Origin of the sequence: Bacillus sp. MRMR6 (assembly GCF_001940785.1) — a bacterium.
GTDB lineage: Bacteria > Bacillota > Bacilli > Bacillales > Cytobacillaceae > Neobacillus.
The window spans coordinates 20,722-45,698 of the sequence record NZ_MSLS01000035.1 but is presented as its reverse complement, the minus strand read 5'-3'; the positions used below and the strand labels follow the sequence as shown (position 1 = coordinate 45,698).

Annotated in this window: 21 protein-coding genes, 1 pseudogene and 1 other annotated feature; of the genes and pseudogenes, 17 read left to right on the top strand and 5 right to left on the bottom strand. The window is 38.0% G+C overall.

What is annotated here, in order from left to right; translation table 11 throughout:
• Positions 1-96: 96 nt before the first annotated feature.
• The 7 genes and pseudogenes from glmS to BTR25_RS22625 all read left to right on the top strand — a co-directional run bounded on the left by glmS (position 97) and on the right by BTR25_RS22625 (position 6,966).
• The gene (glmS, locus tag BTR25_RS22655; RefSeq protein WP_075690277.1) at positions 97-1,899 is read left to right on the top strand and encodes a glutamine--fructose-6-phosphate transaminase (isomerizing); all 1,803 of its coding nucleotides are present in this window, start codon (positions 97-99) and stop codon (positions 1,897-1,899) included.
• A gap of 519 nt (positions 1,900-2,418) precedes the next feature.
• Positions 2,419-2,739 (top strand): metal-sensitive transcriptional regulator, encoded by a 321-nt coding sequence (locus BTR25_RS22650; protein ID WP_075690276.1) that lies wholly within the window; start codon positions 2,419-2,421, stop codon positions 2,737-2,739.
• Between the two features lie 15 nt (positions 2,740-2,754).
• Entirely contained in the window at positions 2,755-2,961 is a 207-nt protein-coding gene (copZ, locus tag BTR25_RS22645) for a copper chaperone CopZ (RefSeq protein ID WP_075690275.1), read from the top strand.
• A gap of 82 nt (positions 2,962-3,043) precedes the next feature.
• Entirely contained in the window at positions 3,044-5,467 is a 2,424-nt protein-coding gene (locus BTR25_RS22640) for a heavy metal translocating P-type ATPase (RefSeq protein WP_075690274.1), read from the top strand.
• A gap of 22 nt (positions 5,468-5,489) precedes the next feature.
• On the top strand, positions 5,490-6,320 hold the full coding sequence (locus BTR25_RS22635; RefSeq protein WP_075690273.1) for a hypothetical protein: 831 nt from the start codon (positions 5,490-5,492) through the stop codon (positions 6,318-6,320).
• Between the two features lie 81 nt (positions 6,321-6,401).
• Positions 6,402-6,626: pseudogene (locus BTR25_RS22630) on the top strand (glutaredoxin family protein); the annotation flags it as partial.
• A 94-nt stretch (positions 6,627-6,720) separates the two neighbouring features.
• A complete protein-coding gene (locus tag BTR25_RS22625) occupies positions 6,721-6,966 on the top strand; it encodes a hypothetical protein (RefSeq protein ID WP_139311315.1) in 246 nt (81 codons plus the stop codon).
• A gap of 487 nt (positions 6,967-7,453) precedes the next feature.
• On the opposite strand, the gene BTR25_RS22620 is transcribed toward BTR25_RS22625, so the two are convergent.
• Complete coding sequence (locus BTR25_RS22620) at positions 7,454-8,284, bottom strand: TetR/AcrR family transcriptional regulator (RefSeq protein ID WP_075690272.1); 831 nt, start codon at positions 8,282-8,284, stop codon at positions 7,454-7,456.
• A gap of 101 nt (positions 8,285-8,385) precedes the next feature.
• Between BTR25_RS22620 and BTR25_RS22615 the strand changes: the two genes are divergently transcribed.
• The 5 genes from BTR25_RS22615 to BTR25_RS22595 all read left to right on the top strand — a co-directional run bounded on the left by BTR25_RS22615 (position 8,386) and on the right by BTR25_RS22595 (position 16,984).
• Positions 8,386-11,466, top strand: a complete 3,081-nt coding sequence (locus BTR25_RS22615; protein ID WP_075690271.1) for an efflux RND transporter permease subunit — start codon at positions 8,386-8,388, stop codon at positions 11,464-11,466.
• Positions 11,467-11,662: 196 nt separating this feature from the next.
• Complete coding sequence (locus BTR25_RS22610) at positions 11,663-13,066, top strand: PTS mannitol transporter subunit IIBC (RefSeq protein ID WP_075690270.1); 1,404 nt, start codon at positions 11,663-11,665, stop codon at positions 13,064-13,066.
• A 202-nt stretch (positions 13,067-13,268) separates the two neighbouring features.
• Positions 13,269-15,389 (top strand): BglG family transcription antiterminator, encoded by a 2,121-nt coding sequence (locus BTR25_RS22605; protein WP_075690269.1) that lies wholly within the window; start codon positions 13,269-13,271, stop codon positions 15,387-15,389.
• A gap of 1 nt (position 15,390) precedes the next feature.
• A complete protein-coding gene (locus BTR25_RS22600) occupies positions 15,391-15,828 on the top strand; it encodes a PTS mannitol transporter subunit IIA (protein ID WP_075690268.1) in 438 nt (145 codons plus the stop codon).
• Between the two features lies 1 nt (position 15,829).
• Complete coding sequence (locus BTR25_RS22595; RefSeq protein WP_075690267.1) at positions 15,830-16,984, top strand: mannitol-1-phosphate 5-dehydrogenase; 1,155 nt, start codon at positions 15,830-15,832, stop codon at positions 16,982-16,984.
• Between the two features lie 16 nt (positions 16,985-17,000).
• On the opposite strand, the gene BTR25_RS22590 is transcribed toward BTR25_RS22595, so the two are convergent.
• Positions 17,001-17,648: a nuclease-related domain-containing protein gene (locus BTR25_RS22590; RefSeq protein WP_075690266.1), complete on the bottom strand. Its 648-nt coding sequence runs from the start codon at positions 17,646-17,648 to the stop codon at positions 17,001-17,003.
• Positions 17,649-18,074: 426 nt separating this feature from the next.
• Positions 18,075-18,326 (bottom strand): alpha/beta-type small acid-soluble spore protein, encoded by a 252-nt coding sequence (locus tag BTR25_RS22585; protein WP_075690265.1) that lies wholly within the window; start codon positions 18,324-18,326, stop codon positions 18,075-18,077.
• A gap of 105 nt (positions 18,327-18,431) precedes the next feature.
• Positions 18,432-18,637 (top strand) — a binding site (T-box leader).
• 55 nt (positions 18,638-18,692) lie between these two features.
• Between BTR25_RS22585 and argS the strand changes: the two genes are divergently transcribed.
• The 5 genes from argS to BTR25_RS22560 all read left to right on the top strand — a co-directional run bounded on the left by argS (position 18,693) and on the right by BTR25_RS22560 (position 23,061).
• Positions 18,693-20,387: an arginine--tRNA ligase gene (gene argS / locus BTR25_RS22580; protein ID WP_075690284.1), complete on the top strand. Its 1,695-nt coding sequence runs from the start codon at positions 18,693-18,695 to the stop codon at positions 20,385-20,387.
• A gap of 71 nt (positions 20,388-20,458) precedes the next feature.
• Complete coding sequence (locus BTR25_RS22575) at positions 20,459-20,926, top strand: DinB family protein (protein ID WP_075690264.1); 468 nt, start codon at positions 20,459-20,461, stop codon at positions 20,924-20,926.
• A gap of 102 nt (positions 20,927-21,028) precedes the next feature.
• Positions 21,029-22,210 carry an MFS transporter gene (locus tag BTR25_RS22570; RefSeq protein ID WP_075690263.1) on the top strand — a complete coding sequence of 394 codons (1,182 nt, stop codon included), beginning with the start codon at positions 21,029-21,031 and terminating at the stop codon, positions 22,208-22,210.
• 195 nt (positions 22,211-22,405) lie between these two features.
• Complete coding sequence (locus tag BTR25_RS22565) at positions 22,406-22,747, top strand: DMT family transporter (protein WP_075690262.1); 342 nt, start codon at positions 22,406-22,408, stop codon at positions 22,745-22,747.
• Positions 22,747-23,061, top strand: a complete 315-nt coding sequence (locus tag BTR25_RS22560) for a DMT family transporter (protein ID WP_075690261.1) — start codon at positions 22,747-22,749, stop codon at positions 23,059-23,061. The genes BTR25_RS22565 and BTR25_RS22560 overlap by 1 nt, the downstream gene beginning before the upstream one ends.
• 19 nt (positions 23,062-23,080) lie before the next feature.
• On the opposite strand, the gene uptA is transcribed toward BTR25_RS22560, so the two are convergent.
• Positions 23,081-23,677 (bottom strand): undecaprenyl phosphate transporter UptA, encoded by a 597-nt coding sequence (gene uptA / locus BTR25_RS22555; protein ID WP_483295283.1) that lies wholly within the window; start codon positions 23,675-23,677, stop codon positions 23,081-23,083.
• Positions 23,678-23,762: 85 nt separating this feature from the next.
• A complete protein-coding gene (locus BTR25_RS22550; RefSeq protein ID WP_075690259.1) occupies positions 23,763-24,941 on the bottom strand; it encodes an FtsW/RodA/SpoVE family cell cycle protein in 1,179 nt (392 codons plus the stop codon).
• Between the last annotated feature and the right edge of the window lie 36 nt (positions 24,942-24,977).

Below are 24,977 nucleotides of genomic sequence, written 5' to 3'. Positions count from 1 at the left end.
ATAGACAGATACCTAAATTACACCAAAACAGAGATAAGGGGGCAAGTACGCCTCCAAAGCCTTCTGGCCCCCTGATTGTAGGGAGGAAAAAGAAAAATGTGTGGAATTGTTGGATATATTGGAAATAACGACACGAAAGAAATTTTATTAAAAGGCTTAGAAAAGCTTGAATATAGAGGCTATGATTCAGCTGGTATCGCTGTGAAAAACGAGAACGGCGTTCATGTGTTTAAAGAAAAAGGCCGTATTGCAGATCTACGTGCCATTGTGGATGAGGATGTTATGGCTAACATCGGAATTGGCCATACACGCTGGGCAACTCACGGAGTACCAAGTAAGATTAATTCGCATCCGCACCAAAGTGCATCTGGCCGTTTTACACTCGTTCATAACGGTGTAATAGAGAACTATGATTTATTAAAACGCGAATATTTAGCGGATGTAAATTTCGTTAGTGAAACAGATACAGAAGTTATTGTTCAAATGATCGAGCTATTTGTTAACGAGGGCATGGAAGTGGTTGAAGCGTTCAAAAAAACACTTACACTTTTACACGGTTCTTATGCTCTTGCATTATTAGATGAACAAAATAACGAAACTATTTTGGTTGCAAAAAATAAGAGCCCATTACTTGTTGGTTTAGGCGATGACTTTAATGTAGTGGCTAGTGATGCAATGGCCATGCTTCAAGTGACTAATCAGTATGTAGAGCTTATGGATAAAGAAATCGTTCTTGTTACAAAGAATGAAGTAACAATCCAAAACTTAAAGGGTGAAACCATTCAACGTTCCCCTTATACTGCTGAATTGGATGCTAGTGACATTGAAAAGGGAACATATCCTCATTACATGTTAAAAGAGATTGATGAGCAGCCAGCTGTCATTCGCAAAATTATCCAAGCTTATCAAAATGATCAAGGCGACTTAACCATAGATCATGAAATCATTAATGCATTAAATGATTCTGATCGTGTGTACATTGTAGCTGCTGGAACTTCCTACCACGCAGGATTAGTTGGCAAGCAATTCATTGAAACCATTGCACATATCCCTGTAGAGGTTCATATTGCTAGTGAATTTGTATATAATACACCACTGTTAACAAAGAAACCGTTGTTTATCTTTATTTCTCAAAGTGGTGAAACAGCTGATAGCCGTGCCGTTTTAGTAAAGGTTAAGGAGATGGGTTACCCAACTTTAACGATTACAAATGTTCCAGGTTCAACACTTTCTCGTGAAGCTGACTTTACTTTGCTGCTTCATGCGGGTCCTGAAATTGCTGTTGCTTCCTCAAAAGCTTATACAGCTCAGCTTGCTGTTTTAGCTATTTTAGCGGAGGTTTCTGCAAAGAAGCAAAACATCGCGGTTGATTTTGACCTTGCACATGAGCTTGGAATTATCGCAAATGCGATGGATGTTCTATGCGACTCAAAAGAGATTATTGAACAGATTTCAAGAGAGTTCTTATCAGTAACTCGCAATGCCTTCTTTATTGGCCGTGGAGTCGATTATTATGTGGTCTTAGAAGGTGCATTAAAGCTAAAAGAAATCTCTTATATTCAAGCAGAAGGTTTTGCTGGCGGAGAATTAAAGCATGGTACCATTGCTTTAATTGAAGAAGGTACACCTGTAATTGCTCTTGCTACTCAAGAGAGTGTAAACCTAAGCATCCGCGGAAATGTTAAAGAAGTTGCAGCCCGTGGTGCAAACACTTGCATTATTTCAATGAACGGCTTGAATATGGATGAAGACAGCTTTGTCATTCCTGAAGTACATGAATTGTTAACACCACTTATCTCTGTCATACCAATGCAATTAATTGCTTATTACGCAGCATTACACCGCGATTGCGACGTTGATAAACCACGTAACCTTGCAAAATCGGTGACTGTTGAGTAAAGGTTTTTAGACCCGATCAGATAATGTTGAAAGACAAAAAAGTCGGGAACTGATTTTTGTAATTGTTTTTCAACCTTGAACTTGTAACAGTTAGTTAATTGTAAGACTCAATCCATTTTAGGATTGGGTCTTTTTTTTCGAATTCTTTTTGATTAAGTTTTTTTGCTCCCCGGATGTTGAATGACAAAAGTTGTGAACTGGTTTTTGTGATTTGTTGAATGACAACAAAGACGGGTAATAGCTTCAAAATTGTCAATCAACAATTATTCTCATTTTGTCTCGATCCTATTAAAAATTTTTTATCTGCATATTGAACAACGAGTGTAGCGTTGCGAATTAATTGTATGTTCATATTTATTAACTCCTTTATCTTTTGAAATTTCCTTTGAACAATGTGTAGTCTATACTATGGACCTATAACGAATACATAGATTAAATACAGTCTATTGGTGGTTTGACTTTATTCCTTGACATACTATAGGGGGGTATAGTAAAGTGTAAGTGCGGAGGTGAGGTTGGATGAATGAAAACATGAATCATGATTGTCATCTTTCTGAAGAAAGAAAGAGTCATCATTCCGAAAAAGTAAAGAAAAATTTGGTTACTCGTTTAAATCGAATTGAGGGTCAAATTCGTGGGATAAAAGGATTGATTGAAAAAGATACTTATTGTGATGATGTCATTACCCAAATTTCAGCTACACAGTCTGCTTTAAACAGTGTGGCAAAGATACTTCTAGAAGGACATTTAAAAACTTGTGTATTGGAACGGATTAATGAAGGGGATACAGAAGTATTAGATGAAGTTCTTATAACAATAGAAAGATTAATGAAAAAATAAAAGGGAGTGATAAAAATGGAAAAAGTAATATTAAAAGTGAATGGAATGTCATGTGGTCATTGTGTGAAGTCAATAGAAGGAAACGTCGGAGAATTACAAGGTGTTAATTCTGTTAAAGTTAATTTAGCTGAAGGGACAGTCGATGTAGAATTTAACTCTGCTGAAGTTTCCTTAAGCAAGATTAAAGAAACAATCGATGAACATGGCTATGAAGTTAAATAGAATAAACAGGTAACGTGCTGAAAAGCACGTTATCTTTAACAACAAAATATACCCCCTATCCGTATGAAAGAGGTGAATATCGATGAGTAATGAAATAAAAGAAACAAATTTTCAAATTACAGGAATGACCTGTGCGGCATGTGCCACAAGAATTGAAAAAGGACTCAAAAAAATGGAGGGCGTGAAAGAGGCGAATGTTAATTTAGCACTTGAAAAGTCCACCATAAAATATGATCCTGAAGTTGTATCTGAACACGATTTCCAAAAGAAAATTCAATCTTTAGGATATGATGTTGTAAAGGAAAAAGTGGAATTTGATATAACAGGAATGACCTGTGCCGCATGTGCAAATAAAATTGAAAAAAGACTAAACAAATTCAATGGCGTTAAAAAAGCGACTGTCAACTTCGCAATAGAAACAGTCCTTGTCGAGTATAATCCAGAACAGGTCTCTGTCTCTGAAATGAAAGAGGCAATCAAAAAATTAGGCTATGCCCTTGAACAAAAGAAAGAAAATGCAGGAGAACAAGTTGACCATCGTCAAAAGGAAATTGAAAAGCAACAAGGAAAGTTTCTTTTCTCTGCCATTTTATCATTCCCGTTATTGTGGGCAATGGTAAGTCACTTTGAATTTACGTCATTTATTTGGCTACCTGACATGTTAATGAACCCATGGGTACAACTAGCTCTCGCAACACCTGTTCAATTTATTGTTGGAAGGCAGTTTTATGTAGGTGCTTTTAAGGCGTTAAGAAATAAGAGTGCCAATATGGATGTACTTGTTGCTCTTGGTACATCGGCTGCTTATTTCTATAGTCTATATTTAAGTTTTAGCTCAATAGGGTCCGGCGCTCATATGGTAGAGCTTTATTATGAAACAAGTGCAGTGCTTATTACCTTAATTCTATTAGGGAAATTATTTGAAGCAAAGGCAAAAGGGCGTTCATCTGAGGCAATTAAGAAATTAATGGGATTACAGGCGAAAAACGCAACAATTGTTCGCGATGGTATCGAGATTATGATCCCTATCGAAGAAGTTTTAGAAGGAGATATTGTTTTTGTAAAGCCGGGTGAGAAAGTACCGGTTGATGGTGAAATTGTGGAAGGTCAATCAGCGGTTGATGAATCAATGTTAACGGGTGAAAGCATTCCAATTGATAAAACGACTGGAGATATGGTAATTGGTTCAACGATTAATAAAAATGGTTTCTTGAAAATTAAAGCAAAAAAGGTTGGAAAAGATACAGCTTTAGCTCAAATTATTAAGGTGGTTGAAGAAGCACAAGGTTCTAAAGCACCTATTCAGCGATTAGCTGATGTGATTTCAGGTATTTTTGTGCCGATCGTTGTAGGAATCGCAATTATGACTTTCTTTGTATGGTATTTTGTTGTAAACCCTGGCGATTTTGCGGATGCTCTTGAGAAATTTATTGCGGTACTAGTGATCGCTTGTCCTTGTGCACTTGGACTTGCGACACCAACATCGATCATGGCTGGCTCTGGTCGGGCTGCCGAATTTGGAATTTTATTTAAAGGCGGGGAACATCTAGAAACAACCCATCGATTAGATACGATTATTCTTGATAAAACAGGTACAGTTACAAACGGAAAACCATCTTTAACCGATGTTATTCTAGCAGAAGGCATGGATGAAAAGGAATTTCTAACGCAGGTTGGTACGGCTGAGAGAAACTCCGAACATCCACTTGCCGAAGCGATTGTGGAAGGTATAAAGGATAAAGGAATTGAGTTAGGGGCATGTGATACATTCGAAGCTATTCCTGGTTTCGGTATCCAATCGGTGGTGAATGGTAAACAGTTATTCATCGGCACACGCAAGCTTATGGAAAAATATAACATCGATGTACAAGATGAATTAGTAAAAATGGAGAATTTGGAGAAGCAAGGAAAAACAGCTATGTTAGTAGCTATCGACGGTCGCTATGCCGGGATTGTTGCCGTAGCTGATACAATCAAGGACACATCTAAAGAAGCTATAGCGCGTTTACACAAAATGGGCTTAGAAGTAGTAATGATTACAGGGGATAATACACAAACAGCCAAAGTCATTGCAGAGCAAGTTGGAATTAAGAAAGTCATAGCAGAAGTATTACCAGAAGGCAAAGCTGAAGAAGTGAAAAAGCTCCAACAAGCAGGTAAAAAAGTAGCAATGGTAGGAGATGGAATTAATGACGCTCCGGCACTTGCAACAGCTGATATTGGGATGGCGATTGGTACAGGTACCGATGTGGCAATGGAAGCAGCTGACATTACCCTCATCAGAGGCGATTTAACTAGTATTGCAGATGCGATTTTCATGAGTAAAAAGACGATCACAAATATTAAGCAAAATCTCTTCTGGGCACTTGCATATAACGTCATAGGAATTCCTATCGCAGCAGTAGGTTTCTTGGCACCATGGTTAGCCGGTGGAGCGATGGCATTTAGTTCTGTATCGGTTGTGCTCAACGCCCTAAGACTTCAGAGAATTAAATTAAAAGCCTAAATGTAGAAAGGAAGATGCTTATATGAAAAAAAGTATAATGGTCTGGGCTACTTCGGCTATCGTATATCTTGGAGTAGTCATTGCAGGTTACAGTGTGTATGCAAGTATGAACGCAAAAACGGATGAACAAACAAATCATACAGTTCGTGAACAGGAAGAAGAAAACATTAATAATGAGAATGGTCATAACGACCATGAGGACCATAGCACAAACACAACTAGCGAGGTTACAACAAAAGTATCCTATGCAAATGGTGAAATCACAATTGAGTTAAAAGATATAAATAATCATGTTCCGGAACTGGAAGTTTCCCATGAAAAATACATGCATTTTATTGTCGTCAGTTCAGACTTAAAAGAGTACCATCATTTACATCCAGAGAAAAAGGGCGATGGAATCTACCAACAGAAGGTAAGTTTAGTTGGTAATTCTTATAAAGCGTTCGTTGACATAAAACCAAAAGGTCTTCAATATTCAGTAATGCCTATTGAATTCCATGTTGGTGAAACGCATCATGAACTCGGTGATAACGAACTCGTTGCCGATTCGGCTTTTACAAAGACCATCAATGGTCAAACAGTTGAATTAACCACCCAATCATTTGAAGCGAATAAGGAAATCATCCTAAATTTTGATGTGAAAGGTGTTATACCTGAACCATATTTAGGAGCATTAGGTCATGTAGTCATCTTAGATGAAGATGGTGAGAAATATATCCATGTTCACCCAGTTTCGAATGATCAAACTGTATTTGAAACACAATTTGATAAACCAGGTATTTATAAGCTTTGGGCTGAATTCAAATTTGGAGGACAGGTTAATGTCTACCCATTTGTTATAGAAGTTAAATAATAAAAATGTAAAGGGTGATTGTCTTTGAAAAAAATTCAACTTGAGCTTTATACGAGACCTACCTGAACAGATTGTCAGGCAGGGAAAGAGTTTCTTTCCAAGAATAAGGTATCTTATATTGAATACGATTTAACGAAACAACCTTCTAAAGAGAAAGATTTAATCAAAATAACGGGTACAAGGATTGTTCCAACGTTTGTATTTAAAAATAAATCCTTGTTAGGTTTCATGAACAAACCAAAAGTCCTGATTGGATTTGAGCAAAATATAGATGAAATAAGAATGATATTAAACATAAATAGCTGATATTACCTGTTGCTATATTTAGTTACAGGTATAAAATTGGCTAGTTATATACCTTACCATAGTATAGTAATTATTAAAAAGAGAGGGATATAATATGGAGAATGATGTTAAAAAAATTAAGATTGCCATAAATGGAGGAATAGGTTTTGGGGCTAAATTAAATTCAAAAGCAAAAGGAAAAGACGCTGAGATTGGTTCCATGCTAATGGATAAGCTTACCCCAGAAGAATTGTACGATACGGTAGAAAAGATAATTAGTGTATATTCACAAATGGGTAAAAAACGGGCGACATTCTATAATTTTTTAAAGCGAATAGGTAGAGAACAATTAATAAGTTAACATAAATTTTTACAACTTTGAACGAAGCTTTCAATGTTTAAATAACACATAATAATTTTAAATTTCGAGGAGGTTTTATTATGTCAACAAATTCACAAAATATTGCACAAGCCGACCCGAAGCGATAGCAGTAACTCTTAATGAAGGCTATCAACAAGCATTCTTCTGGTGTGGTATGGTGGCTTTTGTAGTTGCAATATTAGCGCTACTGTTCGTTCATCAAAGTCATAAGAATCTAATGCTCCAATAAGATGTATTCGTAACTCCCATTTACTACAATGAATACGGTCAAAAATCATACTGTATATAAGGGTGCTTTAATTGAAACAGAATCTAAAGAATACGGTAAAGCGTGTGGTAGTAACCAGACGCTTTTTTCGTTATTCAAAAATGACTTTTAGTTCCCTTTTTTACTTCTTTACCACTTCTGTTAGCTAAATCTGCAACTTCGTCAAATTCAGTAAGATCAATACTTTGTCGTTCTAGCTTAAAAAACGAAATGTTTACGAAGCAAATAAGAAATCCATTTGCAATCCGGATGACTTTTTATGTTTTCGAGTAATCCCTTTACGATAGCAGGACTTAAGCTAGGGGTAACGATTTGTTCCTTTAACAGGGACAATGATTCTTTTTCAATCGGTTCCTCAATTGCCTCGATTTTTTGCTCTAATAGAGAAATAAGTTTTTCTTTCGTTATTTCTTCTTTTATTGGCTGCTCAAGCATTTGAAGTAAATCATCGGTGATAAATGGAAGAGTGGTATGCTTTGCCAGCAGATTCGTCTTTTCAACAAGTGATTGAGATAATAAATCCAAGTCTATAGGTACGTTGAAAAATAAAAATAAATGGGAATAAGTGGTCATAAAACCTTTTATGCAATAAATTAAATCATATTTTATTTCCTTGACTGCTTCCCCATACAAGCGTTCCACCATTACTAAAATGTCCTTTTCAATCAAGCTGTTATAATAATGTGTTTTTTCCACAAGTTCACTATTAACGGTTTGTGTTTGTTCCTTTATTAACACTTTGGCAAAATCAGAATGCTTTTGAAAAGACTGAAAAATAGTAAAATAAAATTGATATAAAAGCTGCTCGTCGGCGGTATTTCTGACCACGTAGTCAATATCTGCGGTAAATTGCATCATAAAATGATCAACTAGAGCTAATATTAATTCGTCTTTTGATTTAAAGGATAAGTAAAAGGCACCCTTTGAAATACCACAATGTTCTGTTATTTGTTGAATAGAAGTAGCTTCGAACCCTTGTTTTGCAAAGAGCTCTAATGCCTTCTCCATGATTAATTGTTTTTTTGCCATTTTGTATGATCGCTCCTAAGGGTCTTCTAATTGACAAATGACCGGTTAGTCAGTATTATAGGGAAATGAGCTTGATAAGTCAATAAAGGGTAGGTGTAATCGTGAAAGGTTTAGTAAACTTTGTCCTGAAAAATAAACTAGCTGTATGGCTTCTGACCATCATCATTACTGTATCTGGTATATACTCCGGTACAAGAATGAATATGGAGACAATCCCCAATATATCAATACCTTACCTAATGGTAATGGACGTATATCCAGGAGCCACTCCTGAACAAGTAATGGAAGAAGTGTCAATGCCTTTAGAGAAGGCGTTAGAAAACCTTGAGGGTGTAAAATCTGTCTATTCGAACTCATATTCTAATATGGCTAGTTTACAAGTGGAATATGAGTACGGTGAAGATATGGATGAGGCAAACCGTGCTCTCAAATCTGCGTTAGACGCAGTAAAGCTGCCGGAAGGGGCACAAGAACCGATTGTAACAGCCATTAGTATGAACATGATGCCCGTTGTGGCGCTAAGTGTAAGCAGTACTTCAGACGATATTGTTGACTTAACATCAACCGTCGAGGAAATCTTACTTCCGAAAATTGAAAAAATTGAAGGTGTTGCTTCGGCAACCATCACAGGCCAGCATATTGAAGAAGTCCAGTTAACGTATAACGAAGCAAAAATGGCGGAACTAGCTCTTGAAGAAGCTACAGTAAGGCAAATGATTCAAGCTAGCAATTTAGCTGTATCGCTAGGTCTTTATGAGTTTGAAGAAGGTGAGCAGGCTGTTAGCGTTGACGGCAAGTTCATGACGATAGAAGAACTGAAGGAAATGCTCATTCCTGTAACCCCAACAGCTGAGAATCCTACTCCATTTGTCAAATTAAGTGAGATTGCTGAAATTGAAGTGGTTGGCCGGGTCCAATCCGTTTCACGAACAAACGGTGATGATGCAATTGCTATACAAATTGTCAAAGGTCAGCAAGCAAACACGGTTGATGTCGTAAACAGTGTGAAGGACTTGATTAAAGAACAAGAGAAGAAAATTGAAGGTCTTGTTATTGATGTATCACTTGACCAAGGGAAGCCAATTGAAGAGTCAGTTGCAACCATGGTGGAAAAAGCATTATTCGGGGGTTTAATAGCGGTATTAATTATCCTTTTATTCCTGCGTGATTTTAAATCTACGATAATATCAATTATTTCTATTCCCGTTTCGATTTTCATGGCATTGCTGCTGTTAAACTGGATGGAAATCACCTTAAATATTATGACTCTCGGTGCGATCACTGTAGCGATAGGACGGGTAATCGATGACTCGATTGTAGTTGTTGAAAATATCTATCGACGTCTTCATTTAAAACAAGAGAAATTAACAGGGCGTGCCTTGATTCGCGAAGCAACCATTGAAATGTTCAAACCCATTCTTTCTTCCACTCTAGTAACTGTTGCTGTATTTGCACCACTTATTTTTGTCGGTGGCATGGTTGGTGAGTTATTCATGCCGTTTGCATTAACGATGACATTTGCACTGGGAGCTTCGTTACTTGTAGCGATCACAGTCGTACCTGCCTTATCTCACTTTTTATTTAAGAAAAAATTATACAGTGAAAAGACGGAAAGCAGTCATAAAGAGACGGGCAAACTATCAAATTGGTACAAAGGAATACTTGATTGGACACTTAACCATAAAATCATTACATCGATTATTTCCGTTGTTTTATTAGTGGGAAGTTTGGCATTAATGCCGGTGATTGGCTTTAGCTTTATGGGCAGCGAAGAAGAAAAAGTCATGTACTTAACGTACACCCCTGCTGCTGGCGAGCTTAAGGAAGAGACCTTGGAAAATGTTGGAGCTGTGGAAGAGGAACTGCTTAAACGCGATGACATCGATATTCTTCAATTATCAGTAACGGAAAGCGGCGACCAAATGGCAGCAATGATGGGTGGCGGAGGCGGCGGTGCACTAATGTACCTCATCTTCGATCCAGAATTGGAAAACTTCCCAGATGTTCGCACAGAAATTGAAGAGTATATATTTAATATTGGGCAATCGGGCGAGTGGAAGACGCAAAACTTCTCTGCTATGTCCATGTCTACTAATGAAGTAAGCTACACCTTCTACAGTGAGGATTTAGATAAACTAAATGAGTCTGTCAAAATGGTAGAAGAGGTTATGAGCAAGAACAAAAGATTAGAAGACGTTTCAACAAGTGCGGAGGATGCGTACGTTGAATATACGTTTAAGGTAGAGCAGGATGAATTACTTCAGTATGGTTTAACGGCAGGGCAAATTGTGATGATGCTAAACCCTATGAAGACTCAAGAAGTATTAACGACAATTGAAAAAGCGGGCGACACATTAGAAGTAATTGTTCAGCAAGAACAAGCTGCACAACCTAAGTCGATTGATGATATTTTAGCAATACAGGTTCCGACAGCCCTTGGTACCATGCCTCTTTCTGAGCTTGTAAAGGTTGAAAAAGGAACAACCCTAAATACACTTGCACGCAGTAAAGGTGAATACTTCGCATCTGTATCAGGAACCATCATCGACAAGGATATCTCAAAAGCAACAGCAGAAGTAGAAAAAGAAATCGATAAACTAGAATTACCTAAAGGCGTAACAGTTGGAGTTGCTGGTGTTCAGGCGGACATGACTGAAACCTTTACACAGCTTGGTATAGCGATGCTGGCTGCAATCGCCATCGTGTACTTCATTTTGGTGGTAACGTTCGGAGAGGGTCTAGCACCATTTGCGATTCTATTCTCTTTACCATTTGCAGCGATTGGTTCATTTGTTGGGTTATTAATTGCAGGTGAAACCATTTCAGTCTCCGTTATGATGGGACTGTTAATGTTAATTGGAATTGTCGTCACAAATGCAATCGTGCTCGTTGACCGGATTATTCATATGGAGCGAGAGGGTATGAGGATGCGTGAAGCAATTCTGGAAGCAGGAGCGACACGTCTTCGTCCAATCCTGATGACTGCTATTGCCACAATCGGTGCACTCATTCCTTTAGCTATTGGCCAAGGAGGCGGCGGACTAATCTCGAAAGGTCTAGGTATTACGGTAATTGGCGGGTTAACAAGCTCTACTTTATTAACACTTATTGTTGTACCAATTGTATATGAAGTATTATCAAAGCTATTCAAGAAAAACCGTAAAGAAGTAGTAGAAAATTAATAGAACATCAGCCCTGGAAGATGAGTATGTTTTCCAGGGTTTTTTCTATTGATATAAGTACTTTGTCCTATGTCAATTTTAATATTGGCAACAATCACTATGACAAATTACATTTTTGTATAAATTGATAGCTTGTTGAAAACGCTTTAATATAAAAATAGAAAGTTCAACAAATATGTTGGAGGGGGAAAAAGAGATGAACGAAACGGTTAAAGATAAATTAGATGTTAAAGTGAAGATACAAAAGTTTGGAAGTTATTTAAGTGGTATGGTGATGCCGAATATTGGTGCCTTTATTGCATGGGGATTGATTACAGCATTATTTATCCCAACAGGCTGGTGGCCAAATGAAGAACTGGCAAAACTAGTTGGACCAATGATTACTTTCTTACTTCCATTATTAATTGGTTTTACCGGCGGTAGAATGGTCTATGATATCCGCGGTGGTGTTGTTGGTGCAACAGCAACAATGGGGGTAATTGTAGGAACAGATATCCCGATGTTCTTAGGAGCCATGTTAATGGGTCCGCTTGGTGGTTATGCAATCAAGAAGTTTGACCAAGCGATTCACGGAAAAGTGAAATCTGGATTTGAAATGTTAGTAAACAATTTCTCTGCTGGTATTATCGCAGGTGTTTTAACATTAATTGGCTTTAAAGCAATTGGTCCAGTGGTTGCTGGATTAAGTAAAGTACTAGCAGCTGGTGTAGAAACAATCGTTAATGCAAACTTATTACCATTAGCAAACATCTTAATTGAACCAGCGAAAGTATTATTCCTTAACAATGCAATTAACCATGGGATCTTAAGCCCGTTAGGAATTGATCAGGCGGCAAGTACAGGAAAGTCGATTCTTTTCTTACTAGAAACAAACCCTGGACCTGGTTTAGGAATTTTACTAGCTTTCATGTTATTTGGTAAAGGAACAGCGAAACAAACAGCACCTGGTGCGGTAGTGATTCACTTCTTAGGCGGTATTCATGAGATTTACTTCCCGTACATCCTAATGAAGCCGATGTTAATCCTTGCAGCCATTGCTGGTGGTGTAAGTGGAGTGTTTACTTTTAACCTTTTCAGTGCAGGGCTTGTCGCAGCTCCATCACCTGGTAGTATTTTCGCACTTCTTGCCATGACACCGAAAGGAAATTATGTAGGAGTTTTAGCAGGTGTACTAGTAGCAGCAGCTGTATCCTTTGTAGTTGCTGCACTGATTTTAAAAACGAGTAAAACAACAGATGAGGACCTTACTGCCGCGGCAGCAAAAATGGATGAAATGAAAGGCAAGAAAAGCTCTGTTACTTCAACATTAACGGCACAAGCAGCGAAAGTGAATAAAATTGTCTTCGCTTGTGATGCAGGTATGGGCTCTAGTGCAATGGGGGCATCTATTTTAAGAAACAAGATAAAAAAAGCTGAAATAGATGTAACAGTTATTAATACAGCTATTAACAACCTGCCTGAAGATGCTGATGTAGTCATTACACACAAAGATTTAACCGATCGTGCAAAGGTGAAGCTGCCAAATGCAACACATATCTCAGTAGAAAACTTCTTAAATAGTCCTAGGTATGATGAGTTAATCAATACCTTGAAAAAGTAACGTCCAAAAAACCTAGCCCTATTGTGCTAGGTTTTTGTTTTAATTCAAATATGTCAACAACTTGAGTGACTAAATCCTGTTTTTTGTTTATTGTAATAAGGTTTTATTCGCAATAAAATTGAAATAAGGGTATTGTTATTTAATTTTGGCAACATTATAAGTTTGGAGGCCAAAATCCATTACCCTGACACGGAGTGAGAACATGTATATTTCTGCAAGAGAAAGACAAATTTTAGAAGTCTTGTTAACTGAGCGAAATGAGATTACGGTGAAAGACCTCGCAGACCAAATTGGCGTGAGCGGCAGGACCATTCATCGTGACTTGAAAAATGTAGAAGATATCCTCAAGGAATATGATTTATTGCTCCAAAAGAAAGCCGGTGTGGGTGTTCAAATTACTGGGGATAAGGATAGAATTCGTGAACTAGAACGATTTCTATACAATCTTTTTCATACTGAATATACTCCTGACGAACGACAAACCATTATTTTATGTGAGCTTTTAGAAACAGATGGACCTGTAAAGCTTCTTGGTTTGGCAAATGATTTAAATGTAACGATAGCTACAGTAAGTGCTGATTTAACCAGATTAGAAGTAAAACTTCAAACCTTTGGCTTATCACTGATTAGAAAAAGAGGGTATGGTGTTGAGATAGAAGGTGACGAGGGGTCAAAGCGCCGAGCGATGAGCAATCTTATCACTGAATATCTAGATGAATCTGAAATTCTCTCACTTGCAAGGGAAAATATCCAAAAAAGGTCTAATCAGCAAATCAATACCATATCAGATCGATTATTAGGGCTTGTGGAAAAGCAAAAGCTACTCACTGTTGAAAAAATAGTCGAAGCCACTGTGCAGGATTTGCCTTTTTCCATGGCGGATAGCGCCTATATTGGTTTAGTCGTGCACTTAGCATTAGCGGTTGAACGAATCCAAAAAGGTGAAGGTATTAAGATTAATCAAGAATACCTAAGAGACCAGCAAGCGACGAAGGAATATAAATTTGCAGAAAAGATTGTCGCGGAATTAGAGCAAGTTTTTCAAATCCAGATTCCACAAGCGGAAGTCGCATATATCACGATGCACCTAAAGGGTGCCAAACTTCGACATGATCATGAATATCTTATTGAGGACTCGAGCCTACAAATTGCCATTAAAACAAGAAACTTGATCGATTACATCGGTAAAAGAGTTGGACTTGATTTATCTGCAAATCGTTCTCTTTTTGACGGATTGGTCATGCATTTGAAGCCAGCCGTATACCGGATTAAGCAAAGTATGGGAATTAGTAATCCTTTACTAGAAAAAATTAAAAGAGATTATTCCGAGTTGTTTTCACTTGTGAAAGAAGCATGCGAGCAGGTTTTCAGTGAGTTTCACGTTCCTGATGAGGAAATAGGCTTCCTTGTGATGCATTTTGGTGCTGGCATTCTCGGAAAGAAGGAATTAGCGAATGTAAAAACGCTCGTCATTTGTTCAAGTGGACTTGGAACATCAAAACTACTTGCTACAAGATTACAAAAAGAGTTTCCTCAACTAAATGATATCCAAAATGTATCTGTTATGGAGTTTAAGAAGATGAAACTTGATGATTATCAGGTTATTATTTCTACCATTCCAATCCCAGATTATCAATTAGATTATATATTAGTTAGTCCAATGTTAAATAAAGATGAAGTAGAGAAGATTCACTCGTTTATCAACGAGCGAATGATTGTGAATGGAACAGAAGCGGCCCTTCCTATCAGAATAAATGAAAAGGTAGGACTAAAAAGTACCGCTGATCTTATAGATGAACTAACTAGTATCCACGAATATGCAGAAACGATCGCCACTCTTTTAAATGGATTTGAACTGAAGGAAGTGAAGGAGCAAGGAGTTAAAGATATTTTACTACTTGCTGGCGAAGATTTATTCAAGAAGAATAAGGTCAATAATATAGAAGCCGTTATCAAGTCGCTAACAGACAGGGAAAAGCTAGGTGGTTTAGGAATTCCAGACACCGAAATGGCACTTTTTCATGCACGATCCAACCATGTTATCAAACCGAGCTTCACGGTTTATATTCCCCAAGAGCCTATAGAGGTTAAAGGTATGGACCAAAATTGGATGTCGATGAACGTGCTGCTATTAATGCTATCACCTGAAGATATATCAGAAAAAGCGTTAGAAGTATTAAGTTATTTAAGTACATTGTTAATTGAAAGCGAAGATAATATTGCTGTTTTTCAATCAAGAAATCAGGACAGTATTCTATCATTACTAACAGCAAACTTTGATCAGTTTTTTTACAAAAAATTAATGGATATAAGGAGTGTCTAAAATGTCAAACAACATTTTAACAAGTGACAACATTTTATTAAACGCATCGGTAGGTTCAAAGGAAGAAGCAATCAGACTAACGGGAAATATCCTTGTGGACAAAGGATATGTTGATGCAAGTTATATCGAAAAGATGCTCGAGAGAGAAGAATTGACTTCAACGTATATGGGTAATTTTGTTGCCATCCCACATGGTACAGAGGACTCTAAGCAATATGTTAAAAAATCAGGTATCTCATTTATTCAAGTTCCTGGTGGTGTGGATTTTGGTGGAGGTAATATCGTAAAGCTACTAATTGGAATTGCTGGTAAAGATAATGAACACTTAGATATTTTATCTAGTATTGCTATTGTTTGTTCTGAAGAAGAAAATATTGAAAAGCTCGTTGCAGCAAAATCAGCTGACGAAATTCTAGCTATCTTTGAAGGGGTGAACTAATTTGTTAGCTGTCCACTTTGGAGCTGGGAATATAGGCCGCGGTTTTATCGGCAATCTATTATACCATTCAGGATATGAAACCTGTTTTGTAGATGTTAATGAGCAAATGGTTGATTTGCTGAATGCAAAGAGAGAATATAGAGTAGTTCTTGCTGAAGCATCACAAGAGGAAGTAATTGTAGGGAATGTTAGAGCGATTAACAGTGCAGCACACCCTGAGCAAGTGATTGCAGCAATAGCGGAAGCGGATCTTGTCACTACGGCAATTGGCCCCAATATCCTACCTTTTATAGCGGGACTAGTTGCAGATGGTTTACGAAAACGTTTGGAGCTTAACAGGAAACCACTGAATATTATTGCCTGTGAAAATATGATTGGTGGCAGTACACTCTTAAAAGAAAAAGTCTATGAAACATTAACAGATGCTGAAAAAGGAAAGTTTGATGCGCAGTTTGGTTTTCCAGACTCTGCTGTCGATCGAATTGTTCCCAACCAGGTAAATGAAGATAAGCTAATGGTCAAAGTAGAGCCGTTTTACGAATGGGTTGTTGAGGAAACAAAGCTAGTTGGGGAAAAGCCGACGATTAACGGAATCACCTATGTGTCGGAATTAGTGCCTTATATTGAGCGCAAGCTATTCACCGTTAATACAGGTCATGCTCTTGCCGCATATTTTGGCTATTATTATAAGGTTGAAACAATTAATCAAGCAATGGAAAATCATCAAATCCCTCAATTAGTAGAAGGAGCATTAAAGGAGAGCGGAGAATTCTTAGTAAAGAAATATGGCTTTAATTCTGAAGAGCACAATAAGTATATTAAAAAGATTCTTCAGCGGTTCTCAAACTCCTATATTGTTGATGAAGTAACGCGTGTAGCCCGTTCGCCAATCCGTAAACTTGGTCCAAATGACCGCCTTGTAAGCCCAGCAAGACAATATCATGAAATAGTTGGAAAAGAACCAACTTTCCTTCTTAAGGGGATCGCTGCAGCCCTTTTATATGATTACAGTAAAGATGAGGAAGCGGTACAAATTCAGGAAATGATTCAAAACCAGGGTTTAGAGACAGCTATTGGGAAGTTTACTCAGCTAGAAGAGGGTTCTGCTTTGTTTAAAGGCATTGTAAATCAATACAAACAGTTAGCGAATATTTAGTTAAAGGGCAGAATGCTTACGATGCATTCTGCTTTTTTGGCGAAAGAATGCAACCGGTCATCTTAGAAGGGTTAAGATGCCCGTTAGGATAGAAAACGAGTAGTTTTTGATGTTGGCCACTTAGATTGGAAGGTCTCATACATAATTCTTTTATAAAATGATTGAGATGGGAATGATAGATGATTTCCGGATGATTAAGGGGTGCTTGATATAAGAAGAATTCAGGATTGTTAAAGATAAGATTTCCTTTTACAGGAAAGCGGAATCCGTACAATTCTATTAGTTGACGTAATAGGATTTCACCTCTATTTAATTGGTGAAGAGGATTGCTTATGGCCTTCTTGTTATGACAAAAATAAAAATTATCGTTTTCGTAAAAATAATTTCCTTCATAATTTTTAACTTCGCATGGAACCAGATAATTTTGTGTAAGCAATAAGGAATCAATTTGAAAAGATGTATTGCTCACTTCAAGTTCCAGATCATTGAGGATCAAAAATTTATTGTCTAAACACGCTGTATATGAGTCAAACTTCACTTCCCCCTCAAAACCTTTTTTCAATTTCAAAAAACGTTTCTTTTCACTTTCGGGCAAATCCATTCTTGTGTTTACTATTCTTAGAATTTTCAACTCATCCGTTTCAGTTCGAGTTTTAAAAGGCATACCCCACTTCCTTTCTTACAGACCTAATTCTATTTTATAAAAAGTGAAGAATTAGTTTGTGATAGGTTAGTGAATTTTTACAAAAAACAATTCTGACCATTACTAATAAAACAAATATTTTAATTCCATCATTTGGAATTTACCCCTTTTTTTAGAGTCACAGAGGATAATATTAACACTGGTTTCAGTAAGTCCTATAAATTGGCTAAACGGTCTAGCGGACTAAGGAGGGAGGCAAAGGCTCTTTTTAAAGGGAAGGAGTCGCAGATAGGGAGGTATACATAGCGGTCTTAAAGCTTAGGGTGGTGTTCGGCATGCAGTACAGAGCAGCGGCAAATCGGTGTCAGAGTTCTACGGGCTCGTAATGATTACAAACTCAGAAAAGTCGAAAAAAGAGAACGACCTCCAAATCGTTCTCTATCTTCATTATTTCTTTACCATGTTTTGCTGTGCCATCTTTACGAGTTCACGGACCATGCTGCCGCCAAGCCTTCCGCCTACTTTACCTGCCTGCTCTGATGTGAGTTTGCCGTTATATCCACTTGATAAAGGAACACCCACCTCTTTAGCAGCTTCGAATTTTGCATCCTCAGGACTGCTGGCTTTAGCCACCTTAGCTTTTAATTCATCCAGTCCTCTTCTTGCCTCTGGAACAAGGATTTTATTTCTTCTAGCCATTCATAATCCCTCCTTTATGTATAGAGTTTCCTGATAGGGGAAAATAATCAACAATAACTGGATAAATCCTTATTTATCCAGTATAATAACAACTAATTAAACTAGAAAAAATCCATGAAAAAGAGAGTAGTTTTCTGTGAAGGCAAAGCGAATCAGGGGTGGTGTAAGCCTGATCTGAATCAGAAAATGAAGCGCACTTTTGAGATGCTGCCTGAAAGAAGTAGGGTACGCCGGAGAATCCTCCGTTAAAAAGCTAAGCTGGTTCTTTGAACAATTAGAGTGGTACCGCGGGTTTAACTCTCGTCTCTTCATAATAGAGGCGGGAGTTTTTTGTGTTTATATATATATAAAAGGAGGTTCTAGATGATGAACTTTAAACAGGAGCTTGCCGCAATGCTTTACGAAATATTGAATCAGGAAATCGAGGCCAAGGAACTTGAATTGCTGATTGAAAAGCCAAAAAACCAAAACCATGGTGATCTGGCGTTTCCTTGTTTCACATTAGCAAAACTGAAAAGGAAATCGCCCCAAAGCATTGCACAGGAGCTAAGTGAAAAGATCCTGTCGCCATTTTTTGAAAAAATAGAGGTAGTGGGTGCATATCTAAATGTATTCTTAAATAAACAACTTGCAGCAGAAAATGTATTAGCTGAAATCAGTAGCAAACAGGAAGCTTATGGCACGCTTAACATAGGAAATAAACAAAATATCACGATAGATATGTCATCGCCAAATATCGCTAAACCCTTTTCAATGGGCCATTTACGTTCAACCGTAATCGGTAATTCTTTAGCCCATATCTCTGAAAAATGCGGCTACCTGCCAATAAGAATAAACCATATTGGTGATTGGGGAACACAGTTCGGCAAGCTAATTACCGCCTATAAACTGTGGGGAGATGCTGGAAAAGTAAGACAAAACCCTATTAAAGAATTACTTACTCTGTATATTAGGTTTCACGATGAAGCGGAAACGAATCCGGAGTTAATTGATCAGGGGAGAAGCTGGTTTAAACGTTTGGAGGATGCTGATCAGGAAGCTTTGGAACTATGGCAATGGTTTCGAGATGAGTCATTAAAAGAGTTTTCAAGAATATATGAATTAATGAATGTTCAATTTGACTCTTTAGCAGGAGAAGCATTTTATAATGATAAAATGGGCCGAATTGTCCAGCTTCTTGAGGAACAGAACTTGCTGGTTGAATCAGACCAAGCCCAGGTGGTGGAATTATCGGAGCAGGATCTTCCGCCATGCTTAATTAAAAAATCTGATGGGGCAACGCTTTATGCAACACGAGATTTAGCAGCAGCGCTCTATCGGAAAGAGAATTATAACTTTGATTTATCACTTTATGTGGTGGGGAATGAACAAAGTTTGCATTTTAAACAATTAATAGCCGTGCTTGGAAAAATGGGCTATGAATGGGCCGAGAAAATGGTTCACATTCCATTTGGAATGATGCTAAAAGACGGCAAGAAAATGTCGACAAGAAAAGGTAAGGTTGTTTTATTAGAGGAAGTGTTAGACGAGTCGATCAGCATGGCTAGGCACAATATTAACGAGAAAAACCCTAATTTAGTTAACAAAGATGTCGTGGCAAAGCAAGTCGGAGTTGGTGCCGTTATGTTTCATGACTTGAAGAACTTCAGAATGAACGATATCGAATTTTCGTTAGAAGAGATGCTTCGTTTTGAAGGGGAAACAGGACCATATGTTCAGTACACCTATGCTAGAGCCTGCTCCATTTTGCGAAAGGCTGCTTATCAAGGTGGCATTTTACAACAAGCCTTGGACAGTTCCTGGGAAAGAGAATGGAAAGTAATTACTCTACTCATGGAATTCCCAAATACAATTAAGCGGTCGTTTGAGCAATATGACCCATCACAGGTGGCTAAATATATGATTGACCTTGGGCAAGCATTTAATAAATATTATGGTGAAGTAAAGATCCTAGAAGAAAATCCAGAGCGTGAAGCGCGTTTAGCTTTAGTCGCTGCGGTTACGACGGTTCTTAAAGAAGGACTGCGCTTATTAGGAATAGAAGCTCCAGCGGAAATGTAAGGCAGATTATTTAAATAATGGATGATTTTGGTTTAAAATAGGTGTGTTAAGTATGAAGGGAGAGAAGTGAAATGAACGAATTGTTGTTTAAACATTTTGAGGTAGCAAGAAATTACACCTTAAAAAATGTAGAAAAGTTGGAAGAGGCTGTTGTTGATGTTCAACCTGAAGGCTTTAACAATACAATCCATTGGCATATTGGACATATGCTAACGGTTACGGAACAGTTTATGTTTGGCTACCCACAAAAATCCAATCATTTACCTGCTAATTACTTAGAGTTATTTGGTAACGGCACTAAGCCGGCAGATTGGCAAGGGGAAGTACCGGCGGTAGCGGTTTTAACTGAACAATTAAAAGAGCAGTTAGAAAGAATAAAACAAATTCCAGTAGAAAGCTTTGCTGCTAAACTTAAAACACCATTTCTAGGTCAAGAAACGTTTGGCGAACTTGCTAATTTTGCTATTTTTCATGAAACCCTTCATCTAGGACAGGTTTCAGCAATGAGACGTGTTATAAATTCTACATTAGTGAAATAATATTATAAAACTCCTACTGAAGAAAGCTCGTTTTTACAACCGTAGAAACGGGCTTTCGGTTTGACTGTATCGACGCAAAAAAGAGAGGAAGTCTTTTGCTTTATGAATGCACAAGCTGCTAAAGAAAAAATCTGGACCAGGGATTTTATTTTAATCGTAATTGCTAATTTCTTCATTTTCCTTGGTTTTCAAATGACGTTGCCAACCATCCCATTATTCGTAGAAGAGTTAGGCGGCAATGATCAATTAATTGGATATGTCGTCGGAATCTTTACCTTCTCGGCCCTATTGCTCCGTCCGTATGCAGGTCATTCGCTTGAGACAAGGGGAAGAGGGTTTGTTTATATCCTTGGTCTGGCGATTTTTGTTATTGCAGTTGGATCCTTCGGGTTCCTAACTAGTATCGTCTTCTTATTTTTAATGCGGGTGATTCAAGGTGTTGGCTGGGGATTTTCTACAACCGCTTCAGGAACGATTGCTACAGATTTAATCCCTGCAAAAAGGCGCGGCGAAGGAATGGGTTATTTCGGGTTAGCCGGGAATGTCGCAATGGCACTTGGACCATCACTCGGATTGGTGTTGGCGGGTATAATCTCCTTTGAAACATTATTCTTAATTTGTGCAGGACTAGGGCTAGCAGCATTACTATTATCTTCTTTCATACATTACAAAAAGGTAGAACGAAAACAGGAGCAAAAAGCTGCATTTAAACTGGATCTTTATGAGAAAAGTGCTTTGAAGCCATCTATGTTGCTGTTCTTCTTAACCGTTACATTTGGAGGTATTGCTACCTTTTTACCGTTATATACTTTACAAAAGGGCATTCCCGGTATTCAAATGTATTTCTTGCTATTTGCACTTGCTACAATGGCATCCCGGGCTTTTGCTGGCCAGTTATACGATAAAAGGGGACATCAGGCTGTATTTATCCCAGGATCGGTGTTAATATTTTCAGCAATGATTTTATTAGCTTGGCTACCAAACAGTTTCATCCTATATATAGCTGCTTTTCTTTATGGGCTTGGGTTTGGAACGGTACAGCCTGGCCTGCAGGCTTGGGCAATTGAGAAATCACCGATCAATCGTAGAGGCATGGCAAATGCGACCTTCTTTTCGTTTTTTGATTTAGGAGTAGGTATTGGTGCAATCGGGTTTGGTCAAATTGCACATCTGTTTGGGTATTCCACCATTTACTTTATTTCAGCAATATCGGTATTTCTCTCAATGGTCTTCTATTTCTTTATTTTATATCAGGAACGGCTTAAATTGGCACAGCATGGGTAGGTAAACAGGTGGAAAAGCTATTTATAAAGTGAAGCTTCCATCAGTGGGGGTTTTCTTCAACCCCCACTGATGGTTAGTTGAACTTATCGGGCATTTACGGGCAGTTACCCCCACATAGAATTTGTTGTTTTCACTCATAACCTTGATGTGGGGATATTACTGCCCGTTAATGTGGGATAAAAGGAGAAAAAACGATTGAATTCAAATTGGATAAAGGTTCTTATTGCAGCCATTTTTGAGGTTTGCTGGGTAGTTGGTTTAAAACATGCTAGCGATGTTTTGTCATGGTCTGGTACGATAGTCGCAATAATAGTTAGTTTTTATTTATTAATCGCGGCAGGCAGAGGACTTCCAGTAGGAACAGTATATGCAGTTTTTGTTGGCTTGGGCACCGCCGGAACAGTTCTTGTTGAAATCCTCATCTTTGGCGAAACATTTAAGATAGGGAAAATACTTTTTATCATGTTGCTGTTAATTGGTGTGATCGGCTTAAAATTGGTGACACCAGACACCAATGAGGAAGGAGTTGATTCCTGATGGCATGGGCCTCGTTAATTGCTGCAGGAGCATGTGAGATGTTTGCAGTCACGATGATGAATAAGTTGAACAAAGATCGTAACTGGCAAGCGTTCTTCTTATTAGTGATCGGTTTTGCAGGGAGCTTTTTATTTCTAGCCTATGCAATGAAAACCTTGCCGATGGGCATAGCCTACGCCATCTGGACAGGAATCGGAGCATCAGGCGGAGCAATCATGGGAATCCTGCTCTATGGTGAATCAAATGATTGGAAGAGAATATTTTTTATCGGCTTAGTCTTAGCCGCAGCAGTCGGCTTAAAACTAGTCTCTTAAAAGAAAAACAACCACTAAATTACGTGGTTGTTTTCTTTGTTTTCTTAACTAAGAAGTAAATGACCCCTAAAAGAACGGCACCGATGATAAGGGGGAACGTGTATTGCTCCGCATAGTCCTTAATCCCTGCCCAATTTTCTCCCAGCATATGTCCTAGATAGAGGAAAAGAATCGTCCAAGGGATAACCGCTGCAACGGTATAAAGGGTAAATTTGAGGGCAGACATTTTTGCGACCCCAGCAGGAATGCTGATTGCATGCCGAACAACTGGTATGAAACGGGCAAAGAAAATCACTCCTCCGCCGTACTTCCTAAACCAAAGTTCAGAAAGATCAATTTGTTTTTTATTAATAAACACATACTTGCCATATTTCTCCAAAAATGGACGACCTCCGTAATAGCCAGCCCAATATAAGAATAACTGAGCAAGGGTCCCGCCCACCGTTCCAGCAATAACCGCACCTGGATAACCTAGGATCCCCTGTGAAATCATATAACCGCCATAACCTAAAACAATTTCACTTGGAATCACCTCAATCATTAACCCTAAAGCAATCCCGAAATAGCCTAATTGAGAAAGAAAGTCCAAAACAGAAAAAATAAACTCCTTCATAATTCACCTTCACTTAATAATTTTGTAGCTATGCTAATTGGAGCGAAGCACCTGGAGCGGAAAACAACAAAGCTTATCACTTAGAAACTTAAGCACTAAGCGATCTATCAGATGAGAACATATAGTTACGATGATGATAACGAATACTGTAGACAATACCCATTGCAAACATATTACCCATTAATGAACTGCCTCCATAACTAATAAAGGGTAAAGGGATCCCCGTAATGGGAAGCACTTGAATTGTCATCCCAACATTTTGAAAGACATGGAAGGTGACCATGCTGATGATACCAGTACAAATATATGTATTAAAGGGATCATTTGTATCGAGTGCTGTTTTTATTAAATGGTAGATTAATAGAAAGAATAACCCAATAACAATACTGCCGCCAACAAAGCCGTATTCTTCACCAATAACACTAAAGATAAAATCAGTATGACCTTCTGGCACATAAACCTCACCATTACCCAGCCCTTTACCAGTCAACATCCCAGAACCAATCGCACTCAGTGATTTCATAAGATGGTAGCCGGCATTGCTTTGGTGATTCACGGGGTCTAGCCATGAATAAATACGATTAAATTGATAGGTATCCACATGCTTTTCCAGCAATTCAGGTTTCGTGATGACGAGATAGAGAATACTGCCAGCAAGTGATGCACCTAATAAAAATACAGGGAAAATGATTTTCCAGGTAATCCCTGAAACTAGAATAAACCCTACTAAAATAGAAATTAGCACTAAGGACGTTCCTAAATCTGGCTGCATCATTATTAACCCCAGTGGAACCGCAGTGACCACTCCCAATTTTAATAACAGCCAGAAGTCAGTCTTTACGGTCTTATCTAAATAAGTTTCTTGATGCTTTGTTGCAACAAGGCTTAAGGTAATGATTAAAAAGGTTTTTACAAATTCGGAAGGCTGAATACTTCCAAGGTTAGGGATGATATACCAGCTTTTTGCTCCGTTTCGAATAGGAGCAATGGTCTCAGGTGCTAAGATAATACCGATTAAAAGCAGAAGGCCTAGCCCATACAAATACCAAGCTAGTTTTCTCAATTGATAGCTGTCAAAGAAAATAGTGATAGAAATAATTACTGAACCTACAATATACCAGAAAATTTGCATTTTCAAGAAATTGCCGTCATATTGACCTGAAGATTGTGCGCTGTAGATACTAATACAGCTAACCAAGAAAAGCATAAATAAAATTAAAGTAAGGGTCCAATCAAATCGATCGGCATTTTTGGTTAGTTTGTCCATTAGGTCACACCCATTTTTCTGTTTATAAGTTTATGC

Bases quoted from the DNA above. Each gene is read 5' to 3' on its own strand.
- BTR25_RS22560 (WP_075690261.1), top strand. From the start codon at position 22,747: ATGGCATGGGCCTCGTTAATTGCTGCAGGAGCATGTGAGATGTTTGCA.
- BTR25_RS22575 (WP_075690264.1), top strand. From the start codon at position 20,459: ATGAACGAATTGTTGTTTAAACATTTTGAGGTAGCAAGAAATTACACC.
- BTR25_RS22600 (WP_075690268.1), top strand. From the start codon at position 15,391: ATGTCAAACAACATTTTAACAAGTGACAACATTTTATTAAACGCATCG.
- BTR25_RS22625 (WP_139311315.1), top strand. From the start codon at position 6,721: ATGGAGAATGATGTTAAAAAAATTAAGATTGCCATAAATGGAGGAATA.
- argS (WP_075690284.1), top strand. From the start codon at position 18,693: ATGAACTTTAAACAGGAGCTTGCCGCAATGCTTTACGAAATATTGAAT.
- BTR25_RS22585 (WP_075690265.1), bottom strand. From the start codon at position 18,326: ATGGCTAGAAGAAATAAAATCCTTGTTCCAGAGGCAAGAAGAGGACTG.
- BTR25_RS22610 (WP_075690270.1), top strand. From the start codon at position 11,663: ATGAACGAAACGGTTAAAGATAAATTAGATGTTAAAGTGAAGATACAA.
- BTR25_RS22620 (WP_075690272.1), bottom strand. From the start codon at position 8,284: ATGGCAAAAAAACAATTAATCATGGAGAAGGCATTAGAGCTCTTTGCA.
- BTR25_RS22590 (WP_075690266.1), bottom strand. From the start codon at position 17,648: ATGCCTTTTAAAACTCGAACTGAAACGGATGAGTTGAAAATTCTAAGA.
- BTR25_RS22570 (WP_075690263.1), top strand. From the start codon at position 21,029: ATGAATGCACAAGCTGCTAAAGAAAAAATCTGGACCAGGGATTTTATT.
- BTR25_RS22650 (WP_075690276.1), top strand. From the start codon at position 2,419: ATGAATGAAAACATGAATCATGATTGTCATCTTTCTGAAGAAAGAAAG.
- BTR25_RS22635 (WP_075690273.1), top strand. From the start codon at position 5,490: ATGAAAAAAAGTATAATGGTCTGGGCTACTTCGGCTATCGTATATCTT.
- glmS (WP_075690277.1), top strand. From the start codon at position 97: ATGTGTGGAATTGTTGGATATATTGGAAATAACGACACGAAAGAAATT.
- BTR25_RS22640 (WP_075690274.1), top strand. From the start codon at position 3,044: ATGAGTAATGAAATAAAAGAAACAAATTTTCAAATTACAGGAATGACC.
- BTR25_RS22605 (WP_075690269.1), top strand. From the start codon at position 13,269: ATGTATATTTCTGCAAGAGAAAGACAAATTTTAGAAGTCTTGTTAACT.
- copZ (WP_075690275.1), top strand. From the start codon at position 2,755: ATGGAAAAAGTAATATTAAAAGTGAATGGAATGTCATGTGGTCATTGT.
- BTR25_RS22550 (WP_075690259.1), bottom strand. From the start codon at position 24,941: ATGGACAAACTAACCAAAAATGCCGATCGATTTGATTGGACCCTTACT.